This window comes from Amycolatopsis sp. NPDC102522, assembly GCF_055584485.1.
Window position 1 is genome coordinate 240803 of record NZ_JBVJLY010000005.1, and the last position, 14327, is coordinate 255129.

Annotated in this window: 14 protein-coding genes; 9 read left to right on the top strand and 5 right to left on the bottom strand. The window is 68.0% G+C overall.

The window, feature by feature from the left end:
- The first annotated feature begins 2 nt into the window (after positions 1 to 2).
- Complete coding sequence (locus tag ACZ6YV_RS16390; protein WP_465510354.1) at positions 3 to 1571, top strand: amino acid ABC transporter substrate-binding protein; 1569 nt, start codon at positions 3 to 5, stop codon at positions 1569 to 1571.
- A 272-nt stretch (positions 1572 to 1843) separates the two neighbouring features.
- Here the strand turns inward: ACZ6YV_RS16390 and ACZ6YV_RS16395 are convergent, their stop codons facing one another.
- Positions 1844 to 2794 carry a chitinase gene (locus ACZ6YV_RS16395; protein WP_005152102.1) on the bottom strand — a complete coding sequence of 317 codons (951 nt, stop codon included), beginning with the start codon at positions 2792 to 2794 and terminating at the stop codon, positions 1844 to 1846.
- A 227-nt stretch (positions 2795 to 3021) separates the two neighbouring features.
- Between ACZ6YV_RS16395 and ACZ6YV_RS16400 the strand changes: the two genes are divergently transcribed.
- The 3 genes from ACZ6YV_RS16400 (at position 3022) to ACZ6YV_RS16410 (ending at position 6486) form a co-directional block, all read left to right on the top strand.
- Positions 3022 to 4287, top strand: a complete 1266-nt coding sequence (locus tag ACZ6YV_RS16400; RefSeq protein ID WP_465510355.1) for a GGDEF domain-containing protein — start codon at positions 3022 to 3024, stop codon at positions 4285 to 4287.
- A 91-nt stretch (positions 4288 to 4378) separates the two neighbouring features.
- Positions 4379 to 4993 carry a PadR family transcriptional regulator gene (locus ACZ6YV_RS16405; RefSeq protein WP_465510356.1) on the top strand — a complete coding sequence of 205 codons (615 nt, stop codon included), beginning with the start codon at positions 4379 to 4381 and terminating at the stop codon, positions 4991 to 4993.
- Complete coding sequence (locus ACZ6YV_RS16410; protein ID WP_465510357.1) at positions 4990 to 6486, top strand: FAD-dependent monooxygenase; 1497 nt, start codon at positions 4990 to 4992, stop codon at positions 6484 to 6486. The genes ACZ6YV_RS16405 and ACZ6YV_RS16410 overlap by 4 nt, the downstream gene beginning before the upstream one ends.
- Here the strand turns inward: ACZ6YV_RS16410 and ACZ6YV_RS16415 are convergent.
- Positions 6483 to 6947, bottom strand: coding sequence for a nucleoside deaminase (locus ACZ6YV_RS16415; protein WP_465510358.1), 465 nt, complete (start codon positions 6945 to 6947; stop codon positions 6483 to 6485). The genes ACZ6YV_RS16410 and ACZ6YV_RS16415 overlap by 4 nt on opposite strands.
- 132 nt (positions 6948 to 7079) lie before the next feature.
- Here ACZ6YV_RS16415 and ACZ6YV_RS16420 point away from each other — a divergent pair, with 132 nt between their 5' ends.
- A complete protein-coding gene (locus ACZ6YV_RS16420) occupies positions 7080 to 8039 on the top strand; it encodes a helix-turn-helix transcriptional regulator (protein ID WP_465510359.1) in 960 nt (319 codons plus the stop codon).
- On the opposite strand, the gene ACZ6YV_RS16425 is transcribed toward ACZ6YV_RS16420, so the two are convergent.
- Together ACZ6YV_RS16425 and ACZ6YV_RS16430 are read right to left on the bottom strand one after the other, a co-directional pair.
- Entirely contained in the window at positions 7998 to 9383 is a 1386-nt protein-coding gene (locus ACZ6YV_RS16425; RefSeq protein ID WP_465510360.1) for an MFS transporter, read from the bottom strand. The genes ACZ6YV_RS16420 and ACZ6YV_RS16425 overlap by 42 nt on opposite strands.
- Before the next feature lie 158 nt (positions 9384 to 9541).
- Positions 9542 to 10156 (bottom strand): TetR/AcrR family transcriptional regulator, encoded by a 615-nt coding sequence (locus tag ACZ6YV_RS16430; RefSeq protein ID WP_465510361.1) that lies wholly within the window; start codon positions 10154 to 10156, stop codon positions 9542 to 9544.
- A 140-nt stretch (positions 10157 to 10296) separates the two neighbouring features.
- Here ACZ6YV_RS16430 and ACZ6YV_RS16435 point away from each other — a divergent pair, with 140 nt between their 5' ends.
- Together ACZ6YV_RS16435 and ACZ6YV_RS16440 are read left to right on the top strand one after the other, a co-directional pair.
- Complete coding sequence (locus tag ACZ6YV_RS16435) at positions 10297 to 11049, top strand: SDR family oxidoreductase (protein WP_465510362.1); 753 nt, start codon at positions 10297 to 10299, stop codon at positions 11047 to 11049.
- A complete protein-coding gene (locus tag ACZ6YV_RS16440; protein WP_465510363.1) occupies positions 11046 to 11831 on the top strand; it encodes an SDR family oxidoreductase in 786 nt (261 codons plus the stop codon). The genes ACZ6YV_RS16435 and ACZ6YV_RS16440 overlap by 4 nt, the downstream gene beginning before the upstream one ends.
- On the opposite strand, the gene ACZ6YV_RS16445 is transcribed toward ACZ6YV_RS16440, so the two are convergent.
- Complete coding sequence (locus ACZ6YV_RS16445; protein ID WP_465510364.1) at positions 11818 to 12312, bottom strand: beta-class carbonic anhydrase; 495 nt, start codon at positions 12310 to 12312, stop codon at positions 11818 to 11820. The two genes, ACZ6YV_RS16440 and ACZ6YV_RS16445, sit on opposite strands and share 14 nt — an antisense overlap.
- Positions 12313 to 12599: 287 nt before the next feature.
- Between ACZ6YV_RS16445 and ACZ6YV_RS16450 the strand changes: the two genes are divergently transcribed.
- The gene (locus tag ACZ6YV_RS16450) at positions 12600 to 12935 is read left to right on the top strand and encodes a hypothetical protein (RefSeq protein WP_465510365.1); all 336 of its coding nucleotides are present in this window, start codon (positions 12600 to 12602) and stop codon (positions 12933 to 12935) included.
- Between the two features lie 528 nt (positions 12936 to 13463).
- Entirely contained in the window at positions 13464 to 14129 is a 666-nt protein-coding gene (locus ACZ6YV_RS16455) for a response regulator transcription factor (RefSeq protein WP_465510366.1), read from the top strand.
- Positions 14130 to 14327: the final 198 nt, after the last annotated feature.

The following is a 14327-nucleotide window of genomic DNA, read 5'->3' on the forward strand; positions in this document are numbered from 1 at the left end:
TCATGTCCTGGCTCGATGCGTTGAGAACCCGTATGTCCGAGGCCCGTGAACACGCGGCGACGGGCCCGCCGGTGCGGCCCCGCGGCTGGGCACGCCGTCATCGAGCGCTGCTGATCGCGGTCGTGGTCCTGCTGGCCGGTGCCGCGCTGGTGGGGCTCAGACCGTGGGAGTCCTGCGGGGCCGGCCTGCACTCGGTGAGCGCGAACAAGGAGTCGGTCGGCTCGTCGTACGTCTGTGTCGGGTTGAACCTCGACTCCGGTCCGGTGCGGGACGACGATCCGCTCGGCCAGCTGGAGAAGCTCGTCAAGGCCCGCAACGAAAAGGCGGGCGCCGACTTCAAGACCATCGTGGTGCTGGAGAACCTTGCCCCCGATCCGAAGGTCGACAGCCAGCCGTTCCTGTTCGTGCAGCGTGAGGTCCAGGGGGCGATCACCGGCGCCTGGCCGAAGAACGGGCCCCCGGGGATCAAACTGCTGCTGGCGAACTACGGGAGCAACGCCGACCACTGGCGCGTCGTCGCCGACGAGATCATCGCCGCGGCCGCCGCCCAGCGCATCGCGGCGGTCACCGACGTCGGCACCAGCTCGGAGAACAGCCGGGCTTTGGTGGCCGAGCTGTCCCGGCACGGCATCGCCACGATCGGCGCGACCGTCACCGCGGACAACATGAACATCGACCCGAAAGGCGCGCGGATCGAGAACTTCTTCCGCGTGGGCCCGACCAACACCGACGAGGCCCGCGCCGCCGCCGGGTACATCGCCACGCATGGCTTCCAGCGCGTGATGATGATCCAGGGAGTCAGCAAGGAGGACACCTACGCGACCACGCTCGCCGAGGCCTTCCTGAACTCGTCGAAGGTCCCGGTCATCTTCACGAAGACCTACGACGTCAAACCGCTCGCCGACAAGTCGCGCGAGGCTTATCTCCGGGGCCTGTTCAGAAGCTGGCACAACGACATCTGCGGTGCGAGACCCGATCTGATCTACTTCGCCGGCCGTGGCCTCGATCTCGGCGCTCTCGTGGCGGCGCTGGCGGACGACGGCGCTTGCGAGGGAGTCGATTCGGTGACCGTGATGACCGGGGACGACGCGAGCACCCTCGCCGGGAAACCCTTGGAACTGAACAAGGACATCAGTGTCCGGCTCCGCTACACGGCACTCGCCTATCCCGACCAGTGGGATATGTTCACCGGCGATCCGGCGCATCCGACGTACAAGAAGAACCACGACAACTTCATCGCCGAATTCACCGGCACCCACGGTTTCCCCAAACGGGAACTGTGGGACGGCGCCGCGATGATCGAACACGACGCTGTCGCGGCGGCGGTCGAGGCCGCGATGCGGAACGTGTCGGCGGATCCGGTCTCGATGGCGAACATGGTGCGCAGCATCGACTGCAACTCGTCGGTGCCCGGCGCCACCGGGTTCGTCGCGTTCGACCAGACGACGGGGAACCAGCTCGACAAGGCGTTGCCGATCCTGTCCATCGACCCGGACGGTTCGGTGCATCCGGTCGACCTGGTGTGGTCGCGGGGACGGCCGTTGAATACGGCGCCGGACTGTGGGCGCTGAGGTGGCTACTGGTTTTGGCTGCGGTTGTTCGCGGCCAAGTACGTGAAGGCCCCCTTCATTGCGCCTAGCGCAATGAAGGGGGCCTTCACGTACCCGCAAGGGGGTGGCGCGGCGGTACCGAGTGGGTCGGGTTGGTCGTGAGTGGCAAGTGGGGTTAGAACGACACTTGCCACTCACGACCACCTGTACCGACGCCTCACCGCCACTTTCACGGCCCTCCGCCGTTGCGAAGGAGGCCTTCACGGAACGCTGACACCGGTGGGGAACGGAAGTCAGCCGGTGTAACCCGCCACGATCTTCGTGTAGTCGTACTTGCCCTGCGAGATTCCCGCGCAGTTGTTGCAGTCGCGGTTCACGGCCCAGAACGACAGCCGGGCGAGATGTTTGCTCGCCGCGTAGTCGCGGATCGCGCGGAAGTCGGCGACGCTGACGGTCTCGCCCGCCACGTCCGTCTTCCCGTTCATCGACGAGAGTCCGCTGCGCCGGTAGGCCGCGTCGTCGCTCAGGCCGAAGGTGGATTTCACGACGTTCTTCAGTCCGTCCACGGCACTGCGGGTCTTGCCCGCCATGTCACCGCCGCTGGAGAAGTCGAACGGCATGACCGACCACGCGTCGACGCCCGCGCCGAGTACCTTCGACTGGTTGATCAGCCGTTTTCCGGTCGCGTTGGGGCCGCCGACCTCGGTCGGGATGGTGATGACCACGCGCAGGCCGGGGTTCTTCTGCTTCGTGATCTTGATGGCGTTCAGGATCCGGTCCTGGACGGTGTTGTTCTCGAATTCGTCGGTGTTCTCGATGTCGAGGTCGATCGCCTTGAGTTTGTAGGCGTCGATCACCTTCTGGTAGGCGCCGGCGAGGGCGGCGGGTGTCGTGCACTTCGTGCCGAGCTTCGTGCCGGACCAGCCGCCGAACGACGGGATGACGTCGCCGCCCTTGGCCCGGATGTTGTTGATCATCGTGGCGTCGGAGCCGGTGAGTGAGCGGCTGCCGTCCCATTTCGGGTTGCAGCCGCCGTCGGAGAGGATGAACGCGAGGGTGAAGGCCTTGACCCCGGTGGCGTTCATCGCCGCGATCGGGTCCGTCTGTCCCGACCACTGGTATAGATAGGGCGAGGCGAGCACCGCGTCCGGGGCCGCCGAGGCGACGGGGGCGAGGCCGACGGCCGTGGCGAGAGCGGCGCCGACGGTGGTGGCCAGTGTTGCCCAGCGTCGTAGGGATTTCATAGGTCCTCCAACTGGTACGCGCGCCGATGCGCGCAGGTGTGGAGCACCTCCGTCTTGACGCGGCGTATCAACCGGGAGGTCACTGTGTGCTCCCTCACGGTGGACTAGACCATTGAGGACTGTCAAGAATTCACCGGAATTCCGCGCCGAAAGGACCGACCTTAGTAGGGGGGTCATGACCCGGAAAGAGGATCGACAGCACCGCGATTACCGGCTAGTTTGCCGAAATGGTGGGGGACTCCCTGATGGTGACCGGAAGCCGCGGCCGGAGAGACCGGCTCGCCGTGCCGCGTCGGCTACTGGGGTCCTGGAGCCTGTGGGAACTACCCAGGCGGGGCCTGATCGGGTACCTGCTCCTCGTCGACGCCGCCGCTTTCGCCGCCACTGCCTACCTCTTCGTGCTGCGGCCGCCCGCGCCGTCGTCACTGCTTCCGTTTTCCGCTCTGCTGGCGGGAATGATCCTCAGCTCGGAGCTTTCGCGTTCCGTTGAGCGGTCCCGTGCCGACACCCGCCTCGGTGCCGGGCTGGACGCGGCCTGGATCTTCGCGGGCGCGCTGCTGCTGCCACCGGGATTGGCCGCCATGCTCGTCGTCGCGTCCGCGGGGTACCGCTGGTTCCGGATCCGGCGCGGAATCCCGCATCGCCAGGTGTTCGCGGCTTCCGCCACCATGCTGTCGGCACTGGGGGCCTCGCTTATTCCTCTGTTACTGGGCGCCCCGCCGTTCGCCGACGGGACAAGGGATTTCGAGAGTTTCGCCCTGGTTTTCGCGACCGGGCTGGTGTTCTTGTCCGTCGACGCCGCTTTGGCCGCGCCGGCGGCCGAATTCGGGGCGGAACCGTCGGGATTCGCCTTCGACGCGGCGATGGTCGCGTTCGGCTTGCTGCTCGCGTGGTCGGCGGTGGATTGGCCGTTCGTGACCGTGGTACTCGCCGGGGCACTCGTGGTGCTGCACCGGGCGGGGACGATGCGCGCCCTGCGCGGCCACGCGGGGACGGACTCCGGCACCGGACTGCTCACCGCGTCGTCCTGGTTGGACGGTGCGCGCACCCAGTTCGATCTGCTTCGCGGCCGTGGCGCCGATCTTTCGCTGCTGCTGCTTGACCTCGACCACTTCGCCCGGCTCAACGACCGGCACGGCAGGAGCGTCGGGGACGACGTCCTTCGCGCGGTGGCGGACACTTTGCGCGCGGAGGTCCGTGCGGCGGACCTCGTCGGCCGGTTCGGCGGCGAGGAGTTCGTCGTCCTGCTGCCCGGTACGACCCGGTTCGACGCGCACGCGATCGCCGAGCGGATCCGGCTGCGGATCGCCTCGACCTTCGTCTCACTGGGTGGGACGTTCGCCGGGGCGACCGTCTCGATCGGGGTCTCGTCGCATCCCGCCGGCGGTGAGACGCTCGACAGGCTCGTCGGTGCGGCGGATCAGGCGCTGCGTGCGGCGAAGGGGGCCGGGCGCAACCGGACCGTCGTTTTCGAGACCGAGGAATCGGCTTAGCCACTGTCCTGTTCGCGGTCCTCACGCGCGGGGCTGCCGTACTTACGCGGCCGCATTGCATAGTCATGACATGACTAGTAATGTCATGACTATGAGTGCGACCGACAAACGTTCCGCGCTGGGTCTGACGGTGCTCGGCATCCTCTCGGGGGAGCCGATGCACGCCTACCGGATCCAGAAGCTGATCAAGGACTACGGCAAGGACCGTGTCGTCAACGTCCGCCAGCGCGCGAGCGTGTATCAGGCGATCGAGCGGCTGCTGAAGCTGGAGCTGATCAGGGTCGACCGGGTCGAGGGGCATCCGGAACGCACGGTCTACGGCATCACCGACGCCGGGTTGGTGACCGCGAAGGCGTGGGTCAAGGACATGCTCGCCACGACCGGGAACGAGTTCCCGGAGTTTCCGGTCGGCCTGTCCTTCCTGATGATGCTGACCCCGGAAGAAGCGGCGGAGCAGCTCCAGACGCGGCTGGCCGCTGTCGACGCGCGGCTCGCCGAGATCGCGCCCGTGCTCGGCGGCTCCGCCGGTGTGGCCCGGATCTTCCTGGTGGAGGAGGAATACCGGCACGCGTTGCTGGTCACCGAGCAGCGCTGGCTCCGCGCCTTCGTCGCCGATCTGCACACCGGATCCCTCACGTGGTCCGAAGAATCCTTGCGGCAGGCCGCCGCGGAGTTCGACGCTCGACAGGAGAAAGAACAGCCGTGAAAACCGTGCCCGTCCTGATAGTCGGTGGTGGCCTCGCCGGCCTCACCAGTTCGCTCTTCCTGGCCAGGCAGGGCATCCCGTCCCTGCTGGTGGACCGGCACGCGGGGGTGTCGATCCACGGCAGGGCACGGGGGATCAACCAGCGGACGATGGAGATCTACCGCGCCTACGGGGTCGCCGACGCGATCGAGCGGGCAGGCGCGCCGTTCGACGCCGAATCGGGGGTCGCCCGCTGCACCTCGCTCGCGGGCGAATGGGAATGGATCTTCGACGCCGAGGAGTCGCGGGCCTGGCCCGAGGTGACCGCCGGCGTGTTCTGCATGGCCGATCAGAACACGGTCGAGCCGATCCTGATCGACGCCGCCTGGAGGGCAGGAGCCGAGCACCTGTTCAACACCGAACTGGTCGACTTCGACACCGACGGCGAGGGGGTGCGGGCGACGATCGAAGACCGCGACACCGGTCATCGGCAGGTCGTGCGGGCCGCCTACTTGGTGGCCGCCGACGGCAACCGGAGCCCGATCCGGCAGCGGCTGGGTATCGCTCGTACCGGCGAGATGACGTTCCAGCACTCCATGAACATCGTGTTCCGCGCGAACCTGTCCGAATTCCTTCCTCGCCGGGCCCTTTTCTGGATGATCGCCAACCCGGACGGGTTCTTCGGCGGGCTGGTCAGCACCGCCGACCCGGATCGCTGGCAGGCGTCCGTCGGCTACGACCCCACGTCAGAGTCCAGTGCCGACTTCACGCGTGAGCGGTGTGTACGGCTCGTCCACGCGGCCGTGGGCAAGGACGTCGATGTCGATATCGAAGGGGTCGCCGCCTGGGAGCAAAGCGTCGGCGTCGCGGAGAGATATCGCGCCGGGCGGGTGTTCCTGGTCGGGGACAGCGCCCACGTGTGGCCACCCGCGGGCGCGCTCGGCGCGAACACCGGCGTACAGGACGCGCACAACCTCGCGTGGAAGCTCGCCGCCGTCCTGGGCGGCCGGGCCGGTGACGACCTACTGGACACCTACGATGCCGAACGCCGGCCACTGGCCGAAACCCTGGCGCCCATGATCGTGGCCCACCAGCAGGCCAGGTACAGCGGCGCGCCCGAACCGGAAGAAACAGACGTGCGCGCCCAAACCCTCGGCGCCGGTTACGGCGCCGGTTACGGCTCCGGTCCGGTGTTCGACTCCGGGCACGGCCCGCGCGCGAGTGTCGGCAGGAGGGCGCCGCATCTCTGGCTCGGCGATACCGCCCTGCACGACCTGTGCGTCGGCGATTTCGTCCTGCTCTGCGACAGTCCTGAGTGGATGGACGCGGCTCGAACGGTGCCGGTACGCGCCCACCGCGCCGAAAACGCCGATGGCTGGTCGCAACACTACGGGCGCGGTGCCGTGCTCATCCGCCCCGATGGCTATATCGCTTGGCACTCCACCGGGTCTGCTTCGGCGGTCGATCTCAAGAACGCCATCGACCACGCACTGCACCCGGGTGAACGCATCTAGCTCTCGGTCGGGACCCCGATGTCCTCGAACCACAGCTCCGGATGATCCTGGATGAACTCGGTCATCAGCGCGGTGCACGCCGGGTCGTCGAGCAAGGTGATCTCGACGCCGTTCTCCTCGAGCCAGCCGTGCCCGCCCTCGAACGTGGTGGCTTCGCCGATGATCACGCGGCCGATGCCGAACTGGCGCACCAGCCCGCTGCAGTACCAGCAGGGGGAGAGGGTGGTGACCATGATCGTGTCCCGGTAGTGCGGCCGCCTGCCCGCGTTCCGGAACGCGGAGGTCTCGGCGTGCATCGACGGGTCGCCGTCCTGGACCCGGCGGTTGTGGCCGCGGCCGAGCAGGACGCCGGCGGTGTCGAAGAGCGCGGCGCCGATCGGGACCCCGCCCTCGGCCTTGCCGAGCTCGGCCTCTTCACGGGCGACGGACAGCAGCTGCGCGGGATCGATCACGGGGCTCACCTTACGGACTCGTGAGTGGCTACGACGGTTAGAACCGTTGTAGCCACTCACGAGGTTAGCGCTCACCAGGACAATGCGGACGGAACCTGTCCTCGATCTCTGCCACACTCGCCTCATGAAGCGAGCGAACCGATGACCACGGGCACGTCGGCACGGCTGCTGAGGCTGCTCTCCCTGCTCCAGGCGCGGCGCGACTGGCCGGGCGCCGACCTGGCCGACAGGCTGCGGGTGGACGTCCGCACGGTCCGGCGCGACGTCGAGAGGCTGCGGGAGCTGGGCTACCCGGTGCACGCCACTCCCGGCGTCGCGGGCGGCTACCGGCTCGGTGCGGGGGCCGCGCTGCCGCCGCTGCTGCTGGACGACGAGGAGGCCGTCGCGGTCGCCGTCGGGCTCCGCACGGCCGCGAACGGGACGGTGTCGGGCATCGAGGAGACCTCGGTGCGCGCGCTCGCGAAACTGGAGCAGGTGCTGCCCGCCCGGCTGCGGCACCAGGTGGCCGCCCTGAACACCGCGATGATCCCGCTCGGTGGCGCCGGCCCGATCATCGACGCGGGGACGCTGACGGTCATCGCGACCGCGTGCCGCGACCAACAGCGGCTCCGGTTCGGTTACAGCGGCTACCACGGCGAGGTCAGCGAGCGGCGCGTCGAGCCGCTGCGCCTGGTGCACACCGGGCGCCGGTGGTACCTCGTCGCGTTCGACGTCGACCGCGACGACTGGCGGACCTTCCGGGTCGACCGCATCGACGGCGTCCCCGACACCGGTTTCCGCTTCACGCCGAGGGAACCGCCCGCCGAGGATCTCGCGGCCTACGTCTCCCGCGGGATCTCGTCGTCGCCGTATCCGCATCAGATGGTGCTGCGGGTGAACGCCTCGGCGGAGGCGCTCGCCGCGAACGTGCCACCGACCGTCGGGACGATCGAGGCCATCGACGAGCACACCTGCCGCGTCAGCGTCGGATCCAACAACCTATCCGTGGTGCCGTTCTACCTCGCCCAGTGGGAGGTCGACTTCGTGGTGGAGGAGGCGCCGGACGAGGTCAAGGAGCGGCTACGGCTGGTCGCCGACCGCTTCACGCGTGCCGTCGAGTGAGTCCGAAGTGGACTGTGCGGCGCGCTTGGCGCGTTTGGCCAGCAGGCCGATCGAGCCGAGTGAGATCAGGGCCAGCACGATGATGTAGAGCGAAACCGACATCGAGGTCCCGGTGGATTCCAGCAGCAGCACCATGATGAACGGCGCGAGCCCGCCGCCGACGACCGCGCTGATCTGGTAGCCGAGCGAGGCGCCGGTGTAGCGCATCTCGGCGGTGAACAGTTCGGCGAACAGCGCCGCCTGCGGGCCGTACATGATGCCGAGGAACAGCGATCCGACGAACGAGGCGACCACGAACAGCGGCAGCGAAGCCGTGTCGATCAGCAGGAACATCGGGATCGCCCAGAGCGCGACCCCCGCCGCGCCGAAGGTGTAGATCTTGAGCCTGCCGATGCGGTCGGACAGCTTCGCCGACAACGGGATGATCGCCAGCTGCAGCGTGCTGATCAGCAGGGTCGCGACGAGCACGGTGGTCCTCGACATCCCCAGATGGCGGGTGGCGTAGTCGAGGACGCCGTTGAGCAGGATGTAGAAGGTGGCCGTGTTGACCATGAACGAGCCGCCGGCCAGCAGCACCGTGCCCTTGTGATCGCGTAGGACGTCGCGCAGCGGCGACTTGGCGCGGCCGCGTTCCTCGGCGGTGAGTTTCGCTTCGGCACGGCGGTATTCCGGCGTTTCGTCGATCTTGACGTGCATGTACCAGGCCAGCCCGAGCACGAGGATGCCGACCAGGAACGGGATCCGCCAGGCCCAGGTGAGGAAGTCGGACGGCGGCGCGACCTGCGCGGCGATCAGGAAGACCGTGTTCGCCAGCACCACGCCGATCGGGACGCCGAGCTGGACCAGGCTGCCGTAGAGGCCGCGTTTGCCAGGCGGCGCGTACTCGGTGGCGAGCAGCATCGCGCCACCCCACTGGGCGCCGACGGCGACCCCCTGCACGAGCCGCAGCAGCACCAGGAGGATCGGCGCGGCGATGCCGATCGTGTCGTAGGTGGGGAGCACTCCGATCAGCGTGGTCGCCGCGCCCATCAGCGCGATCGCCAGTACCAGCACGGGTTTCCGGCCGTGTTTGTCGCCGATGCTGCCCGCGATGATCCCGCCGAGCGGTCGGGCGAGGAAGCCCACCGCGAAGGTCGCGAACGAGGCGAGGACGCCGGCCGCCGCGTTGGTGGTGGGGAAGAAGGTCTTCCCGAAGACCAAGGCGGCCGCGATCCCGAAGACGAAGTAGTCGTACCACTCGACCGACGACGCGAGCGCCGCCGCGGTCGCGGCCCTCCTGCGCTGGGACACGGTGATCGTCGGTTCGGCGGAGGTTTCAGGGGCGTTCGGAGCACTGTCGGCCATCTGGATGCCCTTCGCTCGGCGCTGCTGCGGCGATGCAGTCCGGGCAAGTTAACAACCGCTTAGTATGTGGTCAACGTCTCAACGGGTAATTCTCGATACCGACCGGTTGGTATGTCACTCTGGTGGCGGTTTCGCCGAGGAAGGTCGATCAGTACTGGTCAGGAGAGTTTCGTGCCGAGCATGCGCAGCACCAGCTCGCTGTACTCCTGGCCCAGCTTCTTCGGCGTCTGGCGGGCCCGGTCGCTGTACCAGCGGGAGACGTCGACGCCGAGCGAGAGCACGGCGCGCGCGGCGGTGTGCGGGTCGCCGACGCTGAACACGCCCGCCTCCGAGCCTTCGGTGATGACCTCACGCACGACCTGCTCGATGCGGCGGCGCAGTTTCGCGACGATCTCGAACTCCTCGTCCGGCAGCGCGTGCAGTTCGTACTGCACCACGCGGGCCACCGTGTGCCGCCGCGCGTGCCAGGCGACGAAGTCCTCGACCAGCAGCCGGATCCGCTCGACAGGGTCGGTCTCGCGCGCCACGACGCTCTCGACCAGTGAGAGAGTCTGCTCGTGGCCGTACTTCGAGATCGCGAACAGCAGCGCGGCCTTGGACGGGAAGTGCACGTACAGCGCCGCGGGGCTCATGCCCGCCGCCGAGGCGATGTCCCGGGTGGTGGTCGCGTGGTAGCCGCGCCGCGCGAAGGATTCGACGCCGGCCAGCATCAGCCGTCGTGCCGTCTCGGGCTGGACGTCGGGCCACAGTTCGGCCGACAGCGACATGGTCATCCGCAGATCCTCCCAGACGCTCGTACTCCGATGGTGGGCTTGACACCATCTCCGGACCTTCCCATTGTAAGTGAGCGCTCGCTTAGTGCCCGCGCTCGCCGGTGAACACGCTCGCCGGTGGACAAAGAGGAGATCGAACAGTGAACTCGTTCAAGGATCGCGTCGCGATCGTCACCGGCGCCAGCCGGGGTATCGGCCTCGGGATCGCCAAGGACCTGGTCGAGCGCGGCGCGAAGGTGTGCATCACCGCGCGCAAGCCCGAGCCGCTGGCCGAGGCGGTGGCCGAACTGGGTGGTGAGGCAGTCGCGATCGCCGTGCCCGGCAAGGCCGACGACGCCGCGCACCAGGACGAGGCCGTCGCCAAGACCATCGAGGCCTTCGGCAGGCTGGACATGCTGGTCAACAACACCGGCATCAACCCGGTGTACGGGCCGACCCTGGACATCGACCCCGAAGCCGCCGCGAAGATCTTCGCCGTCAACGTGCTCGCGCCGCTTTCGTGGACCCGCCGGGCGCGTGACGCGTGGATGGGGGAGCACGGCGGCGCGGTGGTGAACGTCGCGTCCGTCGCCGGGCTCGGCGCGTCCCCCGGGATCGGCATGTACGGCGTCAGCAAGGCCGCGCTGATCCGGCTCACCAAGGAACTCGGCTTCGAACTCGGCCCGAAGATCCGGGTGAACGCCGTCGCGCCGGCCGTGGTCAAGACCAAGTTCGCGACTGCGCTGTACGAAGGTCGCGAAGAAGAGGTCTCGGAGGCCTACCCGATGAAGCGTCTCGGGATGCCGTCCGACATCGCGAGCGCGGTGTCGTTCCTCCTTTCGGAAGAGGCGGGCTGGATCACCGGGCAGACGGTCGTCCTCGACGGCGGCGTGACGCTGGCGGGTGGCCTGTGACCGCGTCGTTCACCGGAGCCGGTGTCGTCGTCACCGGCGGAGGAGGCGGCATCGGTGCCGTCCTCGCCCGCCGGTTCGCCGCCGAAGGGGCACGGGTCGTCGTCGGCGACCTGAACGGTGACGCCGCGGCCGAAGTCGCGAAGGAGATCGGCGGGACCGCCGTCGCCGGCGACGCCGCGAGCGAAGCGGGTGTCGCGTCGCTGATCGAGACCGCGCGCGAAACCCTCGGCGAGATCGACGTCTTCTGCGCCAACGCCGGGATCGCGCCGATGGGTGGAGTGGACGCGCCCGAGGAGGACTGGGCGCGGATCTGGGACGTCAACGTGATGGCGCACGTACGCGCGTCGCGGCTGCTGCTGCCGGCGTGGCTCGAACGCGGCCGCGGGCACTTCATCTCGACGGTGTCGGCGGCGGGCCTGCTGACCAGCCTCGGTTCGGCGTCGTACTCGGTGACCAAACACGGCGCGCTCGCCTTCGCCGAATGGCTTTCGGCGACCTACCGGCACCGCGGGATCACCGTGCAGGCGATCTGCCCGCAAGGCGTCCGGACGGCGATGCTGGAGAACACCGGCCCCGCGGGCGAACTGCTGATGGGTGCCTCGGCGATCCAGCCCGAGCAGGTCGCGGACGCGCTGTTCGAGGCCATCGCCGCCGAACGGTTCCTGGTGCTGCCGCACCCCGAGGTCGCGGAGTACTACGCCGCGCGGGCGACGCAGACCGACCGCTGGCTCGGCGGGATGAACAAGCTGCAGCGCAAGGTGGAGCAGGTCATCGGCGAATGACCTCGTTCAGCTTCCCGGTGGCGACGTCGAAGACGAAGCCGCGGACGGAGTCCTTCTCGGGGATGAACGGGCTGTTCGCGATGCGTTCGATCGACTGACGGACGTCCTCGTCGAGGTCACTGAAGGCCTCGGCGGCCCAGGGCGGCTTCACGCCGACGTCCTCCTGGATGGATTTCTTGAAACCGTCGTCGGTGAAAGTCAGCATTCCGCAGTCGGTGTGGTGGATGAGGATGATTTCGCGCGTGCCGAGCAGCCGCTGGCTGATCGCGAGGGAACGGATTTCGTCCTCGGTGACGACGCCGCCCGCGTTGCGGATGACGTGCGCTTCGCCTTCCTGGAGACCGAGGACGCCGTAGACGTTGATCCGGGCGTCCATGCAGGCGAGTACGGCGACGTGTTTGGCGGGCGGCAAGGGGAGCGGCCCGGAAAAGCGTGCGGCGTAGTCGGCGTTGTTGGCCAGGAGTTCGTCGGTGACCGACATGGTGATCCCTTCCGGTTGGCGTATCGATGAGTGGACCGTTGGGATGCACGCATGCGCAACCGCGCCCATGACTTGGGACCGGCGGGTCCGAAGACGTGACTCGCGTGATCAGACGCCGAACTCGCGTGATTGGAGACGTGACTCGCGTGATTGGAGACGGAACTCGGGTGTGCGGGAGCGGATCACGCGAGTTCCGGGGTTGGGCGCGTCCCGCGTAAGGCAGTTGATCTTCGCCGGGGGATCGGCCAGAGTGGTCGTGGGGTCTTGCTCGCGGTAAGGAAAACGCAATGGACAAGCGCTTCGTGCTCCGAGGTGCCGTTCTCGCCGCGACGCTGGCGGGATCGGTGCTCACCGCGGGATCGGCGATGGCGAGCACCGCGGAACCGTGTGCGGTCGGGGCGTCGGGTGACGTCGCGGCGGCTTCCTGTACGCCGTACCGCAAGTCGAGTGAGGGCTGGAGCAGCAAAACCGCTTGTAACCGCGCCGGCAACGAAGGCGCCCAGGCGGGGCGCTGGACCGGCTGGAACTGCAACCGGGCGCTGGCGGGCTGGGAGTTGTGGGTGCGTACTTGCACCGCGCTGGCCGCCGAGAAGGACGCGGCGACCACGCGCGAAACCGTCTGATCCGGTGCGGGGCCGCCCCAGGTGTGAAACACCGGGGGCGGCCCTGTCACTTTCTGATGTCCACAATGGACTTCCTGATTCCGGTCAAGCGATCGCTTTGACGAGGGTTCGCGATTCGGTCGATCGACAGGTGGGAGCGGTCGTGTCCCGATCACCGGTCACCGGGTTCCGAATCCGATCGTGCGGCGCCGAGATCTACCTTAAATCAATGTTAAGGATCGGCGGATTTGGTGCTATCTTGACTGAGCGAAACGCGAGAAGTTCTTCACGTGGAATTCGCTTTCCGGCCCCCGTGGTGTGGGCCCGCGGTGGAGGTTCGGTCACCGAATCGGCCGCTGAGCTGAGGATTCTCCCGCTGCAACCCCGATACCGAACCTTCGGTACGGCCTGTCCGCATGGTGGGTTCGGTGGCCACGAACTGCTGCGGAATTCGTTGACCCCGTCGACAGCCGGTTCGTAGTGTTTGCCGAGTCTTGGGCAGGGACGGCTTTGGTGGACACATTTGGCTCAGGCAGAAGGGGGCTTTCCATGGCCGGCATCCGAACGATTTCCCCGATCGGCAAGCGGTCTTTCGACGCGGGTCGTACCGCACGGCCCGGAATCATCAGTGAATTCGTGGAAGTCGCCGACATGCCGCTGGCGGCGCTCAGTGGCGGACTGCGGCTCGGCGGCGGCAACGCCGCCTTTTACCGGCTGCTCGGCCGCCGTCCCGCCGACGTGCTCGGCGAATCGTTCCCCGAGCTCGTCACCACCGGTCCCGATCACCTGCGCGACCGGTTGAACCGGGTCGCCGAAGGCTGGGAACAGCGGTTCCGCGGAAGTGTCACCGGACTCGGCTCCGACGGTGCCGACAGGCTGACCATCGTGGCTGGCCGGATGCGGGCGCCGGGTACGGCGATCCTGCTGACCATGCTCCCGGAGGCGGGGCCCGCCGTGGCCCGCGCCGAGCAGCTGAGCTCGGTCAACGACATCGAGGCGAAGATCCTTCAGGGTATCGCCAGCGGCCTGTCCAGCCTGGAAATGGCGGACAAGTTCTACCTGAGCCGCCAGGGGATCGACTACCACGTCGCCCGTTTGCAGCGGAAGTTCAAGGCGCGCAACCGGGTCGAACTGGTTTCGCGGGCCTTCGCCACCGGCCTGCTGGACTCGACGGCCTGGCCGCCGCGGGTGCCGGAGTCCCGGCGCGCGAGCTGATCGCCCGGACCTGACGTGCGGGTGACCGCAGCGTGACGTGCTCATGCGATTACGGTGCGGTCCCAGTGAACGGCCACTTTGGTTGCCTGTATTTCGGCAGAATTCGTAATGACTTTCGAGAGCGTTTCGCTCGTTTGAGCGGTCGGGCCGGGCGCTGAAGGCGTCGACGGTCACCGGGGAGCAACCCCGAGGGCACCG